This is a genomic window from Loigolactobacillus coryniformis subsp. coryniformis KCTC 3167 = DSM 20001, from assembly GCF_002706425.1.
GTDB lineage: Bacteria > Bacillota > Bacilli > Lactobacillales > Lactobacillaceae > Loigolactobacillus > Loigolactobacillus coryniformis.
In genome coordinates, this window is the sequence record NZ_CP017713.1 from 442,751 (window position 1) to 460,997 (window position 18,247).

At 43.8% G+C, this 18,247-nt stretch carries 17 protein-coding genes and 1 pseudogene; 12 read left to right on the forward strand and 6 right to left on the reverse strand.

All coding sequences use genetic code 11. The features are described from left to right. The first annotated feature begins 28 nt into the window (after positions 1-28). The 8 genes from LC20001_RS02130 (at position 29) to LC20001_RS02165 (ending at position 8,963) form a co-directional block, all read left to right on the forward strand. Positions 29-1,234 (forward strand): NRAMP family divalent metal transporter, encoded by a 1,206-nt coding sequence (locus tag LC20001_RS02130; RefSeq protein WP_003680334.1) that lies wholly within the window; start codon positions 29-31, stop codon positions 1,232-1,234. 488 nt (positions 1,235-1,722) lie between these two features. Next, a complete protein-coding gene (gene ltrA, locus LC20001_RS02135; protein WP_099235711.1) occupies positions 1,723-3,105 on the forward strand; it encodes a group II intron reverse transcriptase/maturase in 1,383 nt (460 codons plus the stop codon). Between the two features lie 301 nt (positions 3,106-3,406). Then, positions 3,407-4,597: an ABC transporter substrate-binding protein gene (locus tag LC20001_RS02140; RefSeq protein ID WP_035456850.1), complete on the forward strand. Its 1,191-nt coding sequence runs from the start codon at positions 3,407-3,409 to the stop codon at positions 4,595-4,597. A 406-nt stretch (positions 4,598-5,003) separates the two neighbouring features. Next, entirely contained in the window at positions 5,004-5,882 is an 879-nt protein-coding gene (locus tag LC20001_RS02145; RefSeq protein WP_035456844.1) for a branched-chain amino acid ABC transporter permease, read from the forward strand. Between the two features lie 9 nt (positions 5,883-5,891). Next, positions 5,892-6,845, forward strand: a complete 954-nt coding sequence (locus LC20001_RS02150) for a branched-chain amino acid ABC transporter permease (protein ID WP_029508042.1) — start codon at positions 5,892-5,894, stop codon at positions 6,843-6,845. 2 nt (positions 6,846-6,847) lie between these two features. Next, entirely contained in the window at positions 6,848-7,624 is a 777-nt protein-coding gene (locus tag LC20001_RS02155) for an ABC transporter ATP-binding protein (protein ID WP_010011528.1), read from the forward strand. Next, positions 7,624-8,334, forward strand: a complete 711-nt coding sequence (locus LC20001_RS02160) for an ABC transporter ATP-binding protein (RefSeq protein WP_010011529.1) — start codon at positions 7,624-7,626, stop codon at positions 8,332-8,334. Before LC20001_RS02155 ends, LC20001_RS02160 begins: the two co-directional genes overlap by 1 nt. 5 nt (positions 8,335-8,339) lie before the next feature. After that, complete coding sequence (locus tag LC20001_RS02165; protein WP_010011530.1) at positions 8,340-8,963, forward strand: CBS and ACT domain-containing protein; 624 nt, start codon at positions 8,340-8,342, stop codon at positions 8,961-8,963. A gap of 248 nt (positions 8,964-9,211) precedes the next feature. On the opposite strand, the pseudogene LC20001_RS02170 reads toward LC20001_RS02165, so the two are convergent. Next, positions 9,212-10,390 (reverse strand): annotated as a pseudogene (locus LC20001_RS02170) (IS256 family transposase). Between the two features lie 162 nt (positions 10,391-10,552). On the opposite strand from LC20001_RS02170, the gene LC20001_RS02175 reads away from it, so the two are divergent. Beyond that, positions 10,553-11,548, forward strand: a complete 996-nt coding sequence (locus LC20001_RS02175; protein WP_056943332.1) for an ATP-binding protein — start codon at positions 10,553-10,555, stop codon at positions 11,546-11,548. Between the two features lie 43 nt (positions 11,549-11,591). On the opposite strand, the gene istB is transcribed toward LC20001_RS02175, so the two are convergent. Beyond that, positions 11,592-12,338, reverse strand: a complete 747-nt coding sequence (gene istB, locus LC20001_RS02180; protein WP_010011532.1) for an IS21-like element helper ATPase IstB — start codon at positions 12,336-12,338, stop codon at positions 11,592-11,594. A 1-nt stretch (position 12,339) separates the two neighbouring features. Next, the gene (gene istA / locus LC20001_RS02185; RefSeq protein WP_029508043.1) at positions 12,340-13,563 is read right to left on the reverse strand and encodes an IS21 family transposase; all 1,224 of its coding nucleotides are present in this window, start codon (positions 13,561-13,563) and stop codon (positions 12,340-12,342) included. A 350-nt stretch (positions 13,564-13,913) separates the two neighbouring features. Here istA and LC20001_RS02195 point away from each other — a divergent pair, with 350 nt between their 5' ends. The 3 genes from LC20001_RS02195 to LC20001_RS02200 all read left to right on the forward strand — a co-directional run bounded on the left by LC20001_RS02195 (position 13,914) and on the right by LC20001_RS02200 (position 16,070). Next, a complete protein-coding gene (locus LC20001_RS02195) occupies positions 13,914-14,798 on the forward strand; it encodes a ribonuclease H family protein (protein ID WP_010011537.1) in 885 nt (294 codons plus the stop codon). Beyond that, positions 14,799-14,954: a hypothetical protein gene (locus LC20001_RS14365; protein WP_010011538.1), complete on the forward strand. Its 156-nt coding sequence runs from the start codon at positions 14,799-14,801 to the stop codon at positions 14,952-14,954. A gap of 66 nt (positions 14,955-15,020) precedes the next feature. Continuing rightward, a complete protein-coding gene (locus LC20001_RS02200; protein ID WP_010011539.1) occupies positions 15,021-16,070 on the forward strand; it encodes an LCP family glycopolymer transferase in 1,050 nt (349 codons plus the stop codon). Positions 16,071-16,116: 46 nt separating this feature from the next. On the opposite strand, the gene tpx is transcribed toward LC20001_RS02200, so the two are convergent. The 3 genes from tpx to LC20001_RS02215 all read right to left on the reverse strand — a co-directional run bounded on the left by tpx (position 16,117) and on the right by LC20001_RS02215 (position 18,052). Then, entirely contained in the window at positions 16,117-16,608 is a 492-nt protein-coding gene (tpx, locus tag LC20001_RS02205) for a thiol peroxidase (protein WP_010011540.1), read from the reverse strand. 94 nt (positions 16,609-16,702) lie between these two features. Continuing rightward, positions 16,703-17,287 (reverse strand): hypothetical protein, encoded by a 585-nt coding sequence (locus tag LC20001_RS02210; RefSeq protein WP_010011541.1) that lies wholly within the window; start codon positions 17,285-17,287, stop codon positions 16,703-16,705. Positions 17,288-17,467: 180 nt separating this feature from the next. Continuing rightward, on the reverse strand, positions 17,468-18,052 hold the full coding sequence (locus tag LC20001_RS02215; RefSeq protein WP_010011543.1) for a TetR/AcrR family transcriptional regulator: 585 nt from the start codon (positions 18,050-18,052) through the stop codon (positions 17,468-17,470). Positions 18,053-18,247 lie beyond the last annotated feature (195 nt).

Below are 18,247 nucleotides of genomic sequence, written 5' to 3' on the forward strand. Positions count from 1 at the left end.
ATGCATAGATGAGTGGGGAGCGAATTGAATGAAAGAAAAACAAAAGCAACAATCGCCTTTAAGTGTCGCCATGGGGGCGGCCTTTATGATGGCTATGGCTGCAGTTGGTCCGGGTTTTTTGACGCAAACGGCTACCTTTACTGGTAAGATGGGGGCTAATTTTGGTTTCGCCATCTTGATCTGTATTGTAGTTGATGTGATCGTGCAGTTAAATATTTGGCGGATTATTATTGTTTCCGGTAAGCGAGCGCAAGTGTTGGCGAATGAAGTTTTCCCTGGTTTAGGTTACTTGCTGACTGTATTGATCGTCATCGGCGGTTTTTTCTTTAATATTGGCAACGTTGGTGGCGCCGGTCTAGGCTTGAATGTACTTTTTGGTATTTCACCAGAAAATGGGGCGTTGATTGCAGCCGCAGTCGCAATCATTATTTTCTTAGTCAAGGATGCAATGCGTGTTGTTGATCGCTCGGTCCAATTTTTAGCGATTATCAAGGTTGCTATTTTGATTTATATTCTTGCGGTAACGACTGTGCCCTATCAAGCGGCGGTGACCCATGCATTTATGCCGACTCATATTAACTTTTATTCTATTGTAACCATCGTTGGTGGAACGGTAGGTGGCTATATTTCTTTCTCAGGTGGTCATCGCTTGCTTGAAGGTGGCGTGCAGGGACAGGATAAGATCAAATATGTAAATGAAGGTGCCTTGACAGGAATTGGTGTGGCTTCAGTGATTCGAATCATGCTTTTTCTCGCTGGTTTAGCGGTTGTTTTAGAGGGGCACACCCTTGATCCAGCTAATCCTGCGGCTTCAATCTTCAAAGATGCGGCGGGACAATTTGGTTATAAATTTTTTGGGTTATTACTATTGGCTGCAGGAATGACGTCGACCTTAGGCTCCACCTTCACCTCGATTTCATTTTTGGACTATACGGTTAATCAAGGTGCGGAAAATAAATATTTACGTTTCCGTTCATGGTTGATCGTGGCCTTTATTATTTGTTCAACCGCAATTTTTTATTTTATCGGTAATCCGGCTAGAGTGTTGGTTTTTGTTGGTGCATTGAATGGTCTGATTTTACCGATCGCACTAGCTATTTTATTGGTCGCTGCAACTAGAAAGAAAATCATCGGTGATTATCATCATCCGCGGTGGCTATTATATACTGGCTGGCTAGTGGTTCTATTTATGGCCTATGCAGGGGTACGGACGCTTTTGACATTACAATTATAGTTTGAATAGTGCAAGCAACGTTTATCGCTGCTTGTTTTTTTGGTGCGCCCGGCATGGGCGTCAACTAGGTGGTGAAAGTCCACTGCGGGCCGTAGTAGTCGGAACCGCTAGCCAAAGGCAAGGCCTTTATCGTGAGGTGAAGACTGAAGGAAGCCTGATGAGCAAAGTACTGCACCGATGAACAAGAAGCAGCTATAAGGCCGGAAGTAACTGGATAAGGTGGCCAAACACACTGAAGTCCGATACTACCCGAAGTTACGACAGTAAAGCTGACGGTGACATGGTACGAAAGTTGACGTTCTTACCCGGGGAGACCTGTACACACAATCCTAATTTTCTTAGGGAATACCCAAATGACAAGGAAATATGAGTTCAAAGCAAGTCAGAAATGGCTGGTTAAGTGTACAGGAGTCAGCCGAGGTCATAGTAGTGGGTAACCATGAAGGACCAAACAATAATAACTCATATTGCGACTGGAAGTGAAGACGATGCGAAAATCGCAGAAAACAGAACAAGCTGACCGCCAGCGGATGATAGGTCTGGAAGACCAAAGACAAACTGGGGCGCGTAGTATCGCCTCCGGTGAAGGAGAAAAGATGAGTGGCACTCAGTTTCAAGCATTAGTTTTGGCCCGCAACAACCTGAATTTGGCTTATCAACGTGTGGTCAGGAACAAAGGGGCGGCCGGAGTTGACGGTATGACCGTTGATGAATTGAAACCGTACCTGAAAGTACATCGCGAAGAATTACTCGCAGAATTGGCCAATGGGACTTATAAACCGGCACCAGTCAAGCAAGTCTCAATTCCAAAGCCCAACGGTGGAACGCGTAAGCTTGGCATTCCGACCGTGATCGACCGGCTAGTCCAGCAGGCCGTGGCCCAGGTCCTTTCGCCGATATATGAACAGATCTTCGCCAACAATAGTTTTGGTTTTCGACCCCAACGCAGTGCACATGACGCAGTTCAACAGGTCGTTCAGCTAGATAATGCGGGTGATCACTATGTGGTTGATCTGGATTTGAAGGCCTACTTCGATACGGTTAATCATGACATGCTTATGAAGTTTCTCAAGCAGCGAATTAGTGACCGCTGGATACTACGGCTCATTCGCCGTTTTCTGACTAGTGGCACCATGAATGGGCAATTGTTTGAACGCAGTGAGAAAGGCACACCGCAAGGCGGGCCGATCTCGCCACTGTTAGCGAATATTTATCTCAACGAATTCGACCAAGAACTAGCTAGGCGCGGTCATGAATTTGTCCGTTACGCCGATGACTGCAATATCTTTGTTAAAAGTCCACGCGCGGGCCAACGAGTCCTCGCTAGTGTGACTCGTTTTCTCGAGCATGAGTTAAAACTCACGCTCAATCAGGAAAAGACACAAGTGGTCGCCACCAACAGAATGAAGTTCTTAGGGTTTACGTTGGGCCACACTAAAGGCAGGGCTTTTCCCTATCCGGTGTGGTCAGCGAAGCAGCGAGTTAAACAAGCATTGAGGCGGCTGACTAAGCGTAATCGTGGTGTATCCGAAGACCAAATAATGGCAGAGATTCGTCAAAAGATGCGCGGTTGGTTGCAGTATTACAGCTTGGGTAGAATGAAGCGGTTCATCACGGAATTAGATGCGTGGCTGCGGTCACGTATTCGCCAGTACATTTGGAAACAATGGAAGAAAGCCAAAACTAGAGAGAACAACTTGAGCGGATTAGGATTTACGAAAGATGAAGCTAAGCTATCCGCTAACACGCGTAAAGGGTACTGGCGGACAGCGCATAGTAAAACGCTGTGCCGTACCCTAACTAACAAAGAGCTGGAACGTCGTGGACTCATTAACTTGAGTCAGACGCTCCAGCAAATTCAGAGTGCTTAAATTATTGAACCGCCGTATACGGAACCGTACGTACGGTGGTGTGAGAGGACGGTAACTTACAATTACCTCCTACTCGATTTTGTAAATAGGTCAGCCTTGCAACGGAGATTCATGAATGATAAATGTGAATTTAATTAGACTTAAAAATAGTTAAAATAAATTAAACGCCTTAATATAGGCGATCTTATTAGATGATTTGTGAATATTATGAGAAATTGCGTTGACTATATACCGAAATTATGTTAATTTATTAAAAACAAATTAGAATTTTAATTTATGCATAATAGGAGATGGAGATATGATGAAAGGTAAGAAATTTTTTGCCATGCTGGGCGCCGTCGCGGCAACTGGCTTATTATTAGCCGGGTGTAGTGGCAGCGGAAGTGCTGCAGGCGGCGGCAACCAACAATCAGGGAACACGATCAAAATTGGTGGTAACTTTGAACTTTCTGGTAACGCTGCTGCATATGGTCAAGCGATGCAACGGGGGACTCGCTTGGCTATAAAGCAGATCAACAAAGATGGCGGCGTTAAAGTCGGCAACAAGAAGATGAAACTGGAGTTAGTTGGAAAGGACAACAAGAGTGATAACTCACAAGTTGCTTCCGTCGCTTCTAACTTAACGACACAAAGTAAAGTTGTCGCAACCGTTGGCCCGATCACTTCTGGCGCCGATTTAGCTGCCTTACCAAACCAAACTAAAGCCAAGGTGCCGTTCATTACGCCTGGTGGGACGCAAGATAGTTTGACGGTGCAAAAGAATGGTAAAGTTCAACCATATATCTTCCGTTCTTGCTTCGAAGATAGTTATCAAGGTAAAGCTTTAGCTAAGTATGTTTACAACAATATGAAGTTGAAGAAAGTCGCCATTTTAGCCGATAAATCAACTGATTATGGTCAAGGTTTAACTAAAGCTTTCAAGAACGAATTTAAAGGTCAAGTTGTCGAAACTCAATATTACCAAGCTGGCGACAAAGATTTCCAAGCTTTGTTAACTAAGCTAAAGTCTAAAAACTTCGACGCTATCTTCGTTCCTGGTTATTACTCCGAAGCTGGTTTGATCGTAAAACAAGCACGGCAAATGGGGATCACAGCACCAATCTTAGGGGCTGATGGTTTCGCTGATCCGAAGTTAGTTAAGATCGCCGGCAAGAAGAACGCCAGCAACATTTACTACACGACCCATTTCGATGCTAAGGCTAACGACAATGCTAAGGCCAAGGCTTACATGGCGCTTTACAAGAAGACTTACAATGAACAAGCGGGTACATTTGATGCTTTGGCATATGATGCCACTTACATGATCAAGCAAGCGATCGAAGATCAAAAGTCGGCTGATTCCACGAAGATCGCCACTGGTTTAGCTAACTTGAAGGACTTCAAGGGTGTTACTGGTACGATCACCATGGATAAGAAACATAACCCACAAAAACAAGTTATCATTTCCAAGGTTGATAACGGTGAAGAAGTTAGTGCCACTGCCGTTAAATAGCCACTCACTATAATTTATGTTTTGAACTTCATTTAGCATCATCAACAGTTTAATCGTAGTGCTATGGATCGCTGAAATCTAATGCTGAAAGGCATGGTTTTCGGCGTTTCTTAGCTTAAAGGATATTTAGTAATTAGATTACTAGTAAATTCATTTTTAGCTCATAATTATATGAGCGGCAATTATTCGGCAGAGTTGTGATCTGGTAGGTTTTTGATGGATGTAGTAGTTACTGACTATGTTCTTGGAACTGATTGCTGAAACGTGTTCTGTAAGGCAACTTTTTCCGCTTAGCTACGCCAGCCAAACGCATCACTTACGTGCTGCTTATTGTCTGGCTAGGCTAATGCTCAAAAGCTGGGCGCCTTACAGAACACTCTGCCATATTTTAAGGAGGGACTTGCCTGTGCATACAGTCTTACAACAACTGGTGAACGGTTTATCATTGGGTAGTATCTACGCGTTATTAGCGTTAGGCTACACCATGGTTTACGGGATCATCAAGTTGATCAACTTCGCTCACGGCGATATTTATATGTTAGGCGCGTTCTGGGGCTATTATGTGATCAATCAATGGCATTTTAGTTTCTGGCCTGCGTTGTTGTCAGCCATGGTGTTCTGCGCTTTAGCTGGCGTGATCATTGAATATTTAGCCTATCGTCCGTTACGTAATTCACCGCGGATCGCCGCGTTGATCACCGCCATCGGTGTGTCGTTCTTGTTGGAAAATGGGATGTCCTACTTATTTAGTTCCAATGTCCGTAATTTTCCCCAAGCGATGCACGTTAAAAGTTATAACTTTTTCGGCGCCAAGGTTTCTAATATTCAGATTCTGATCTTAGTCGTTTCCATCGTGTTAATGATTCTATTACAATTGATCATTCGCCGGACAAAAATGGGTAAAGCAATGCGTGCCGTCAGTGTTGATCCAGACGCGGCCCAATTGATCGGTATCAACATTGATCGGACGATCTCATTTACCTTTGCCTTAGGCTCCGCGTTAGCTGGTGCTGCTGGGGTCATGATCGGCTTGTATTACAACTCGATCGATCCGTTGATGGGGATGACACCAGGTATCAAAGCCTTCGTGGCCGCCGTTTTAGGTGGGATCGGCTTGATTCCTGGGGCCGCGCTAGGTGGCTTCGTCATCGGTATTTTGGAAACAGCAACGCAAGCGTTAGGTTTCTCTGCCTTTAAGGATGCCGTTGTGTACGTTGTTTTGATCATTATCTTATTGGTTCGGCCAGCAGGAATCCTGGGCAAGAACATTAAAGAGAAAGTGTAGGTGGCTGCGATGAAAAAGAATTTAAAATACAACGCCATTTGGCTAGCCATTTCGGTTCTGGGCTACGTCTTGATCTATGCTTTGGAAATGGTCGGCGTGATCGATCAATTCGGTGAGACAACGTTAGTTTTGATCGGCATCAACATTATTTTAGCGACTAGCTTGAATTTAGTGATTGGTTTTTCTGGTCAGTTTTCGTTAGGCCACGCCGGCTTTATGGCCTTAGGTGCGTACAGCTCGGCGCTGGTCACTTCGGCGATTCCGAATGTTGGTGGCCTACTATTAGGTTTACTCGTTGGGATCATTGTTTCCGGCTTAGTTGCGCTGGTTGTCGGGATTCCCACCTTGCGTTTGAACGGTGACTATTTAGCCATCGCGACGATGGGAGTTGCCGAGATCATCCGCATCATTTTAAACAACTTGAAAATTACCAACGGCCCGGCTGGTTTGTACAACATTCCGATGTTAGCCAACTGGGGCACGGTCTATGTTTTAGTCGTGATCACCACATTGATCATCGTTAACTTTGTCCATAGTCGTAATGGCCGGGCGGTGATGTCAGTGCGTGAAGACGAGATTGCCGCTGAATCGATCGGTATCAACACGACTAAATACAAGATCATCGCCTTCGTTTTAGGGGCGGCCATCGCCAGTATCGGTGGGGCCTTGCACGCCAACTATATTCAGACCATTAATCCATCCGACTTCGGGATCATGGAATCGATCAACATTTTGATCATCGTCGTTCTTGGTGGGATCGGTAGTATTACCGGGACCTTTGTGGCCGCCTTTGTTTTAGGGTTACTGGACATGGTATTGCAAAACTTTGGGACCTTGCGGATGGTCTTGTATTCATTAGCCTTGATCCTGATCATGGTATTCAAACCATCTGGCTTATTAGGCACTTGGGAATTTTCCGTTCGCCGTTTATTTACGCATAAAAAAGCGAAAGGGGATGCCTAGTCATGCCATTATTGGATGTTAAAGATCTAACCAAAAACTTTGGTGGCTTGACCGCCGTTTCTAACGTGACCATGCATTTGGACAATAACGAACTAGTGGCCTTGATCGGACCAAATGGCGCCGGTAAAACGACTTTGTTTAACTTATTGACTGGCGTGATCGTGCCTTCCGAAGGCACGGTCAGCCTACAAACCGATGCTGGTTTACAAGTGTTAAATAAGCAGAAACCCTATAAAATCGCGGCAGCCGGTATGGCGCGAACCTTTCAGAATATCCGCTTGTTCAAGGATCTAACGGTTGAAGAAAATGTTTTGATCGCCATGACCGACAAGAACAAGGAAGGCTTTCTGGAAAGTATTTTCCGTTTGCCTAGCTTCTATAAAAAAGAAGCCGCGTTACACGAGCAAGTCGTCGAACTGTTAAGCATTTTTAAAATGGAAAATCAGTTGGACACGTTGGCGCGTAACTTACCTTACGGGGCGCAACGGCGGTTGGAAATTGTCCGCGCATTGGCGACAAAGCCGAAGATTTTATTTTTGGACGAGCCGGCAGCGGGGATGAATCCAGAAGAAACCGCCGATCTGACTCGCTTGATCCAACAAATTCAGTCTGAATTCCACATTACCGTTTTGTTGATCGAGCACGATATGTCGTTGGTCATGAATTTGGCCGAACGCATCTATGTATTGGAATACGGCAAGCTGATCGCTGAAGGCACGCCGCAAGAGATTCAAAGCAATCAGCGCGTTATCAACGCTTATTTAGGAGGTGGCGACTAATGGCATTACTAAAAGTAACGGATCTTTCGGTTAATTATGGCGTGATCCAAGCCGTTAAAAAGGTCAACTTTGAAGTCAACGCTGGTGAGATCGTCACCTTGATCGGCGCGAATGGGGCCGGCAAAACAACAATATTAAAGACAATTTCTGGCTTATTGCGGCCTTCTGGTGGTACGATCACTTATGAAGGCCAAGAAATTCAAAAATATAAATCGCAAAAAATCGTCGCTGCTGGTATTTCACAAGTTCCAGAAGGCCGCCATATTTTTCCAGGATTGACGGTGGTGGAAAACCTGCAGATGGGTGCCTTTTTACGTAAAGATCGTGACGGAGTCAAAAGTGATTTCGATATGGTCTTCGATCGTTTTCCCGTTTTAAAAGAGCGGCGCAATCAGGATGCGGCCACGTTATCCGGTGGTGAACAACAAATGTTGGCCATGGGGCGGGCGTTGATGTCCAAGCCAAAATTAATTTTGTTGGACGAGCCGTCAATGGGCTTGGCACCTATTTTTATCAATGAAATTTTTGATATTATTCAGGCAATTCAAAAACAAGGTACCACCGTTTTACTGATCGAACAAAACGCGGCCAAGGCTTTATCGATTGCTGACCGTGGCTACGTGCTACAAACTGGTAACGTGCTGTTAAGTGGCACTGGTCAAGAATTGTTGGCTAATGATGAAGTGCAGAAAGCTTATTTAGGGGGTTAGGGAGTATGAGCGTAGCAGATTTTATGACGAAAAAGTTGATCACAGTGCGGCCAAAAACGCGGATCAACGACGCAGTCGATCTCATGAAAAATCACGATATTCACCGCTTGCCGGTATTAGACAACGGTCAGTTAGTCGGTTTGGTCACGGAAGGCATCATTCAAGCTGCTTTACCATCTAAGGCGACCAGCTTATCAGTTTACGAAGTGAATTATTTATTGAATAAAACCACCGTGGCCGATGTGATGGAAAAAGACGTCCGCACGATCCCGGCGGATGCAGTGTTGGAAGATGCGATCTACCAAATGCGTCACTACAAGATCGGTGTGTTACCAGTCGTTGATAACGGGCAATTAGTCGGTATTATCACCAACAACGATATTTTTGATGCCTTCTTAAATATTGCCGGCTATGATCAAGGTGGCACCACCGTTACGATCAAAGTTACGCAAAACGTGGCTGGCTTTCTGGCTAAAGTCAGTGACGCCTTGGCCGAGCATAACTACAATATTTTAACGTTGATGGTGACTGATCGGGCGGATATCCGTTTGATCGAGTTACACGTGGATACCACTGATGCAACTGGGGTCAAAGCCGCCTTAACTGGGGCTGGATTTGAACTGATCTAAGTTTTAACACTAATTCAACCATACATTAGTCTGAATTTAAGCAATTCTGCCTTGATTATCTGGGGTGGAGTTGCTTTTTGCATTGTCAGGTATCTTTTTAGTGAAAAGCATAAATATTGCAGTATACTGCAATATTTATTAATAAGTGCTATGAAATATAGTATAATGCAAAGGTGTGGAGGTGCTCAATAAGGGAGTGTCAAGAAGTTTGTGTAAATGAAAATCCCTTCTCCTGGCAAAATAATGTATTAATCGAAAAGTGATTCTAACGTGTCTTTGACTTGACCAAATCCGCGATGGCTACGATTGAAGTACTTTTCGTTATAGCTTATGACTTGAACTCCAATGAAATTGTCTAAAGATTTTTCGTTTGGAAATTATTCCTTTGGTTTGGTCTTGCGTTTGATTCTTTTGTTCAGTGATTCTAAGATATTGGTTGAATAAATTGTTGGTCGAATGGCCGGGGGAAAACTCAGGAAAGCTAATAGTTCATTTTCAATGGATTTAAGTTGCTGGATCAGATTGGAATACGATTTCCCCCATGCACCATAAAAATCATTTAAGATCTTGTGTGCTGCAGTTACATCGGTCGCTGAATGCAACTCTTTAAAGTCATTTAAGATCGCCTCACGATCTTTTAAACGCACATGCGAACCAATATTGCGCATAACATGTACTAGGCATCTTTGAAATTTAGCTTTCGGGAAAGCGTGCAATAATGCTGGCTGCAGACCAACCATTCCATCTGCAATGATCAACTGGACTTGTTCTAATCCACGTTTTTTAAGATCTTCTGCCATTTCTGACCAAACTCCTGCATTTTCACTTGGAGCGATTCGATAATCAAGAACTTCTTTGATGCCGACAGATGTAATACCTAAAGCAATATAGACCGCTTCTCTTTGAACTGAATCGCGGCGCAAAGGTAAGTAAGTTGCATCTAAGAAAAGACAAACATAGTTTGCCTTAATAGTTCGTTGATGAAAAGCTTCAATCTGTTTTGTTACCTGAGCAGTGATATTAGAAACAGTAGTAGGTGAATAATAAGCGCCATACATTTTTTCAATCAAATCTGTAATTTCACGGGTCGTAACGCCCTTGGAATAAAGCTGAATGATTGTTGTTTCTAAAGCGTCCTGACGACGAGAATAGGCTGGAAGCAGGTGGTTATGAAAATGGCCTTTACGGTCACGCGGCACAGCAATTTTCAACTTACCATATTCAGAGTCAATTAAACGATAATACTGGCCATTACGAGAATTGCCAGTATTAAAGCCACTGCGATCATAAGGATCATAACCAAGTAAGGCAGTTAGTTCAGCTTGCAAGATGTGATTAATAGCCGTTTCGAGTTGTTGACGAAAAAGTTCTTTAACATCGCCATTTGACAATAGAGTTTTGGTTAGATTTTTGGTAAACTGATCCATGGGGAATCCCTCCGTTTTGGTTTGATTTGGATGATTTAATCATACGGGGAAGGGATTCCCTTTTCAACAGGACTTTTATTCATTTACACAAACTATTTTATACTCTCCTCAATAATGATACAGCGACCAAAGTATCTTAAGAATTTAATTGATTTAAAAGATATGGATCTAGTCAAAATTATAACCGGTGTTCGTCGGGCTGGTAAATCTGTTTTGTTAATGCTTTATCGTGATTATTTATTGGCCCATGGAATAGCAGACGCAAATATTATCTATATTAATTTTGAAGATTATGAGATGCAATTGGTCCAAACTGAAGCTCAGTTGCGTCATATTCTTGATCAGCGTTTGCAGCATGATCAACGGCAATATATTTTATTGGATGAAATACAAAATGTGACTGGTTGGCAACGAGTCATCAATGGCGTTTGCGTAAGTTTTGATTGCGATATTGTGATCACTGGCTCTAATGCTAAAATGTTATCCGGTGAGTTAGCAACCTTGTTAAGCGGACGTTATGTTGAAATTCCCATTTATCCATTCTCGTTTCGTGAGTTTCTCGTCGCTAAGAATATCGATCCAGAGTCAAGGACGGTTGATCGCGCATTCAAGGAATATGCGCAATTTGGTGGCTTTCCAGCAGTAACATTAGCCAATGAAGCGGTTAAGGACCAGATATTAAAGGGAATTTATGACACGGTTCTTTTAAATGATGTTTCGCTGCGCGGTAGCGTTCGCGATATCGGGTCGTTAAAGGCAGTGGTTGGCTTTTTAGCCGATAACACGGGTCAATTGGTGCAACCTAATAAAATTGCTAATACGTTAAAGGCGGAGGGACTGGCGATTAGTCCACATACGATCAGCCGCTACCTTGAGCTACTAGCTGATGCTTTTCTATTCTATCGGGCACGACAATATGATTTACGCGGGCGGCAATATTTGCGTACTGCTGGGAAATACTTCATGATCGATCCTGGATTACGGCGCATTGCCACTGATCGGCGTGCAGGCAATTTTAGCAATCAATTAGAAAATATCGTTTATACTGAGCTGCAACGACGGGGCTATACAATTGATGTTGGCAAGTTAGGTGCGCAGGAAATTGATTTTATTGCGCGTAAAAACGCGGCCATTTTATATGTGTCAAGGGCGGCGTAAAAATGTAGGTTTATGGCGGTTAGAAAATGTAGGTTTGTGGCGGTCAATCAGCTCCCTTGATTCGATAAGATTTACCGGTAATTTTAATCACATGGGCGTGGTGAACTAATCGATCCAAAATAGCGGCAGTAACGGTCGGATTTTGAAAGGTTTCAACCCAATTCGAAAGGTCACTATTGCTTGTAATGATCGTTGAATGTTGCTCATAACGCGCATTGATCAATTGAAATAAAAGATTGGCTTCATCATGATCAATCGGTAAATAACCGATCTCGTCAATGATTAATAGGTCATAGCGAGCGTAACGACTAATATTACGATCTAGCGTCCCTTTGGCATCAGCTGCGCGTAAATGCGCCAATAGTTCGTGACAGTTGATAAACAAAGCCCTTTTCCCCTGATGACAAGCTTCAATACCGATCCCGATGGCTAGGTGAGTTTTACCCACACCAGGACTACCAATGAAAATTAAATTCTTGTGTTGTTCGAGAAAGGCTAAGTCTTGAAAACCTAAGATCGCTTGTTTATTAATACTGGGTTGAAAATTAAAATCGAAGGCGCTCAGGGATTTCACCTGAGGAAAGCGGGCTCGCTTGATGATTCGCTCGACTTGTTGGCTTTGTGTCCAAGCTAATTCTGTATTCGTCAGCTCAAGCATGGCATCGGTAAAAGACAGTTGTTGGCCGTTGATTTGATCAATATATTCCGGCAGATAAGCATGTATCTTACTTAGCCCTAAAGCATCGAGATTACTTAATAGTTCTTGAAATTTAGTGGTTGTTTGTCGCATGTCACACCTCGTCATAGGTGCTCAGATGCGCCGCAATGTAGGCCTTGATATCTGTCTCACTACGTCCTTTAAGCAGATCAGAACTCAGAATATTGACTTGATCGTTCTCGTTATAATTAAATTGATGGGTCGTAATATCGTGCGCGCGAATCAATTCTCCGTTATAATAAATTTGGATGTGACGTTCATCATCAGATAGTTCGATATTGACTGTCCGTCCGATATATTGTGGATCCACGGAGTATTTACATTTGCGGAAGATAACCATTGATTCCTTCGACACGACACGGGTAATGTCTTCTTCGAAGAAGGGCTTAAGCAGGTCATCTGGCAGCTGATGTAGGTACTCTTTTTCTTCGGCCAACCATTTATCTTGCGGGATCTCGTTGGTTGCCTGCGAGATTTCATGATTAAGTTCATCACAGAGATCATCAACCAAGTTGATCAACTCAACTCCATCACAGAACTCGTAATTATAGGGGCGTAAACGCTCAACTGTCCGCGCTAATGCTTCAACTGAACCTTTGGTTTGGGGCCTAAAGGCGCGACAAGCAATGGGCTTATAGCCGGCATCTTGGCTAAACTGGCGAAAACGTTCATTGAAAACTGGGTGACCAAAGTTGGATTTTGAATGGTCAACGACTTGTTTCATGTTATCGAACCAGATCTCAGTTGGCACGCCGCCGGTGTGCCAAAAAGCGTCATCAAGGCAATTAAACAAAGTATCTTGGCTGCGTTCGAAAATCAAAGTTAAGTATTTTAATTTTGAATAAGGCAAGACATATAAAAAAATATTAAAATGATAGGGCTTGTTTTCCTTGTTATAAAGCGTCATCTCCTCTTTCCAATCAACTTGAGCTGAAAGACCAGCAGTATGTTCAACTCGGATTGTCTCCTTATGTGTCCGTTCCTTACGGATCGTCGCACAGTAAGTTTTAACGATCGTATATTGACCCTGAAAACCTTTCTTCTGAATGAACTTGAAAATGGCCATGGCCGAACAGTTCAGTTCAAGTTTGGCCTTGATCACACCACGATAAGGATCAAGTAGGCTGGGTCGTTGCTTTTTCGGTTTCTGTGGCTTAGCGTCACCGTCCTTAACTTCTTGATAGGCTTTCTTAACAGTACGGTAGTCAACGTCATATTGTCGGCTTAAAGCGGCATAATTTGGTTCGATATCATTATCCACGTAACGTTTCACTCCTTCTCTAATATCGTGTCTCACATCATTAACCTCCCCGATTAAGATGTGATTAATGGTATCAAAAAATGTAGGAAAACCGACAATGTCTCGCCGCCGTTTTCCTACATTTTATAACCGCCGTTTACATATATGTTCAGGTGACCTATGCTTTACCCAATAATACACATGAAACTGATAATTTATTGAAGCTTAAAGATAACTATCGTAAAATTATAATTACGCAAAACTACTATGAATTTACACAAGTGGCTGGTATTCCGATCATTAATATTGTTGATTGGTTATTAGATGATACGATTTAAGCGGTGAATGAACGAAAGCAATCGCTGATCCACATTGATCAGCAACCTTAACGAGGAGGGTTATATGCCATGGCAACTAAAAAATATTACGCGATCGCTAAGGGACGGCAAACCGGCGTTTTTAATACCACGTGGGCAGAAGCCAAGCAATTAGTTGAAGGCTTCCCGGGCGCACGCTATAAAGGCTTTACTGATAAGGCAGCCGCACAGGCTTGGCTAAAGGGTGGCGCAACTGCCGCTAAAGCAGCACAAAAAAAGCCAACCGCAGCGGCGGCCAATACACCGTTGCCAGCAAATGTACTTCAGGTCTACACAGACGGCGGTTCACGGAACACCGGTAATGTTCAAGGTGGTCACGTTAAAAGCGGCGACAAGGCCGCCTGGGCTTACCTGATCGAATACCAAGGCCAACAAGTCAGCGACTCTGCCGGTGAATTTGGCGCAACTAACAATAAAATGGAGATCACTGCATTAGTCGAAGCGTTGCGGAAAATCAAAGCTACGTGGGGAACTGATTTACCAGTGGTGGTGATCGCGGATTCGCGCTACGTGCTTAACGCGATCACGAAAAATTGGTTAGCCGGTTGGCAGCGGCGTGGTTGGCAACGTAGCGGCGGGCAACCACTGGCTAACAAAGAACTATGGCAGCAGTTGGCGCAACTTTTACGTGAGTTTAGACAGATCGATTATCGTTGGACGAAAGGTCATGCGACGAATGCCGGCAATGTATTCGTTGATGCCGCGCTTAATCGAACGATGGATCAATTGACACCGACGCAACTGCATCCAGTGGCAGCGACCATGACAGCCAAGCCGGCACCTAAAGCAACGGCGGCACCTAAAACGGTTCAACCAGACGCCGCACACCAACGGGCATCAGCTGAATCAATGAAAGCCATTCGGGAACAATTACACCAAATGGGTTATTTGCAGAACCATAAAAGTGGTGAATAAATGCGTTTAAGCAGTGTGCTCATTTATATCGTTGTTTTGGTCAGTGGTGGTTATTGGCTGTTGCGCAATAGTGATTTATTTTGGTTGGTGGCGGCCGGTGGATTAATGTTGTTAAGCGTTGGTTTAGGTCGTTATTTTCGTAACCGCCGACCTTGATTTGAGTTTGACGGTTGAATTGTGGTAGGCTGTAATGAGTAATTCTGAAAGAAAGACGGTATTTTCATGCAACGAAGTGGACGGAAGAAGCGCCATTGGGTGCGTTGGACCATTCTAGCGCTGGTGGCGATCATTTTAATTAGTGGTGGTATTTTTGTTTACCATATCTATCATGTGACCGAGACTAGTTTTAATAAAATGTATGCCACTAATGGGCAAACACCGTCCACAGCGATCAAAAAAGGCCGCCCGTTTTCGGTGCTGATCCTAGGTGTTGATACTGGCGCGGACGGACGGATCGATAAAGGTAATTCCGATACGCTGATGGTGGCGACCGTTAATCCGCAGACCCACAAGACGATTTTGCACAGTATTCCGCGGGACACACTGGCTGAAATGGTTGGCGACAACAAGCGCAATATGCAGAAATTAAATGCCGCCTATAATTTAGGTGGTTCGAAAATGGCTAAGGCGTCGATCAGTAAGCTGGTCGGCATTCCGATCGATTATTATTTGACTATGAATATGGGCGGCCTGGAAACAATGGTCAATGCGGTCGGCGGTGTCACCGTTACCAGCGATCTAACCTTTACCTTCAATAATATTACGATCAAAAAGGGCACCCATCATTTAAACGGTAAAGAGACGCTGACTTACGCGCGGATGCGTTACGATGACCCCAAAGGTGATTATGGTCGCCAATTGCGGCAACAAGCTGTGATCCGTGCCGTCACGAAGAAACTGATCTCTACCAATGGCTTGTCGCGTTACCAAAAGTTGATGAAAGCCTTGGAGCCTAATGTGCGTACCGACGTTCCCTTTAAGTATATTGTGACCGGTGGGCTAAAGTATTGGCAAAACGCGACCAATATTTCTTCCAAACAATTACAAGGTAGCGATGCGTGGATCAACGGTAGTTCATATCAGATCGCAACGACGGCGGCATTGACTAAAACATCGAATGCATTGCGGCGCGAATTACAACTGCCAGCTAAGCAGATCGACAATGAAGAAACCCGCTTAAACGCGCTGAACCCAACTTTCGATGGTAAAAATAGTCAGCTATATAACACATTCGGGTTAGACACGGTTTATTACACTGAAAATACGTATTAAAAAATGAGACGGTAGCCGATTAAGGTTATCGTCTCATTTTAATTGCTTACAATGTTGCTAAGAAATCGAGTGCAGCACTGTAGTCAGGTTCATTAGTTTGTTCATGGATCAGTTCACGGTAGCGGATCTTACCGTCAGCATCAACGATGAAGATTGAACGCGTATTGATGCCTGCTTCGGGAACAAAAACGCCCATTGCGCGGCCAAATTCTTCATCAATATCTGAGAGCATTTCCATTTTAGTGACGCCTTCAGCAGCACACCAATCGGCTTGCTCAGCGGTTGTGTTCGTAGAAATAGTCACGAAGCGAATATTTGGAACCTTATCCGCATCAGCATTGAAGTGTTTGGTTTGGACACTGCAGACACTGGTATTAATGTTAGGGATCACACTGATCAAAGTCGTCTGACCTTTAAAATCAGCGGTCGTCAACGTTTGGCCCGCGTTATTGTGTAATTTAAAATCAGGTAATTGTGCGCCGACTTCTGGTGCTTCACCAACAGTTGTTAAAGGATCACCGTGCATTGTTACGTTCATCTAATTCACCTCATTGATTATTTTGATAGCCTTATCATAACACAAATTATAATTGTGTACAATTTATTATCTAAAAAAATAAGCGGTCAACCACTTATTTAGTGTATTCAATTGTATAACCGCCATTGCCATTAGGAATAACGTTAAAGTTGCTGTAGCCTTCAGCCATCCAGGAAGAAGCGTTGGCACGACCCCAAGCAACGGCCTCACTAGTTGATGAGAATGTTTGTCCATCACCGGCTGCTGCTGAACTGCTGGATTCACTACTATCAGTGTCGCTAGACGAATTACTGTCTGCTTCACTATTGCTAGCGGTGCTGGCCTCATCGGTTGTGCTACTACTTTTTTTCGCGGTACTACTTTTTGCTTTGCTGGAGCGGGCAGTTGTACTACTAGATTCACTGGAAGATACTGCCGTTGTTGTCGGTTGTGCTGTTTGATTATCATTGGCGATACTAGAGAACTCAGCATAAACGCCGAAGGCAACGATCAGTACAACGATTGCGATCAAAGACCAACGGTGGCGCGTGATAAAGGATTGGTGGGGTGTGTTAACGGTGCTGATCGGTTTTGAACTACGTGGCTGCGCATTAGTTGGTTTCGTAGTGTTGCGCTGAGTACGCGTTCGCTTTTCAGCATGGCGCGCAACTCGGCTAGTTGGTTTATCTTGTTTACTCATGAAAAAGCTCCTCTATTTCACTTTTAATGGTCGTTTCTTAAGCCATTTTCGTGCTGATAGCGGGTTAAAATAACAAAAATAGCGCAGAAAATTTTACTGGTGCGCTTATCTCACCGCTACTGCATAAGGTATACCTAAAATTGTACCATGCTAACGCAAGGGATGCAGCTTTCCGGCTAACTATTTAGCTTTATTTAACCAAGCTGCAGTCAGTTCCAGCAGTTGCTCCAAGGGCTGAACCACGGGATCAACCAGTTGCTTGCGCACCGCATGCGCGTATTGTAACACATCGCCATTGATCAATAAAATTGCTAGTGTGGCTGGTATTGGGCGGAAAATACCAGCTGCCTGGCCTTGTTCGATCACGGCCTGTAGTTCGGGAAAAATTAGATTTTGTTCCACCGGTGGAATCGCCAACTGATCAAGTAATGGTGAATCAAGAAATTGCTGCAAGGTGGCTAGTTGACGTGGTTGATCTTGGGCAAATTGGTAAAGCGCACGCATGTAGATTTGCACTTGTTGCTGTGGCGTTGACACTAAGCCGATCTTTTCGCCTAAATATTGTTGTAAATTGTGGCGTTGATACCGAAAAACCTGCCGGAGCAGATCTTCTTTATCGGCGAAATAAATATAAATAGTTGATGGATATAAGTTAGCTTTGGTCGCAATTTTGGCGATGGTAACGCCACTTAGTCCGACTTCCAAAATTAATTCGGTGACACTATCAATGATTTGGGTGTATTTTTTTTCGTCTCTTTTTCGCATAACTGAAGTATAAGTTAAGTCACGGTTTTGGTCAAAGTCTGACTAAATGATTTTGTGGAAACAATTGGTTAAGTAGATATGGACTCTAGTCTGGTACATGGCGATTTGAACCTAGCGGTTTTTCACCTAAGCTCGCTATCAGCGGTGGCACAATGCTACCTAGTAGTGGTTGGATATTGATTATTTGTCTAGTAT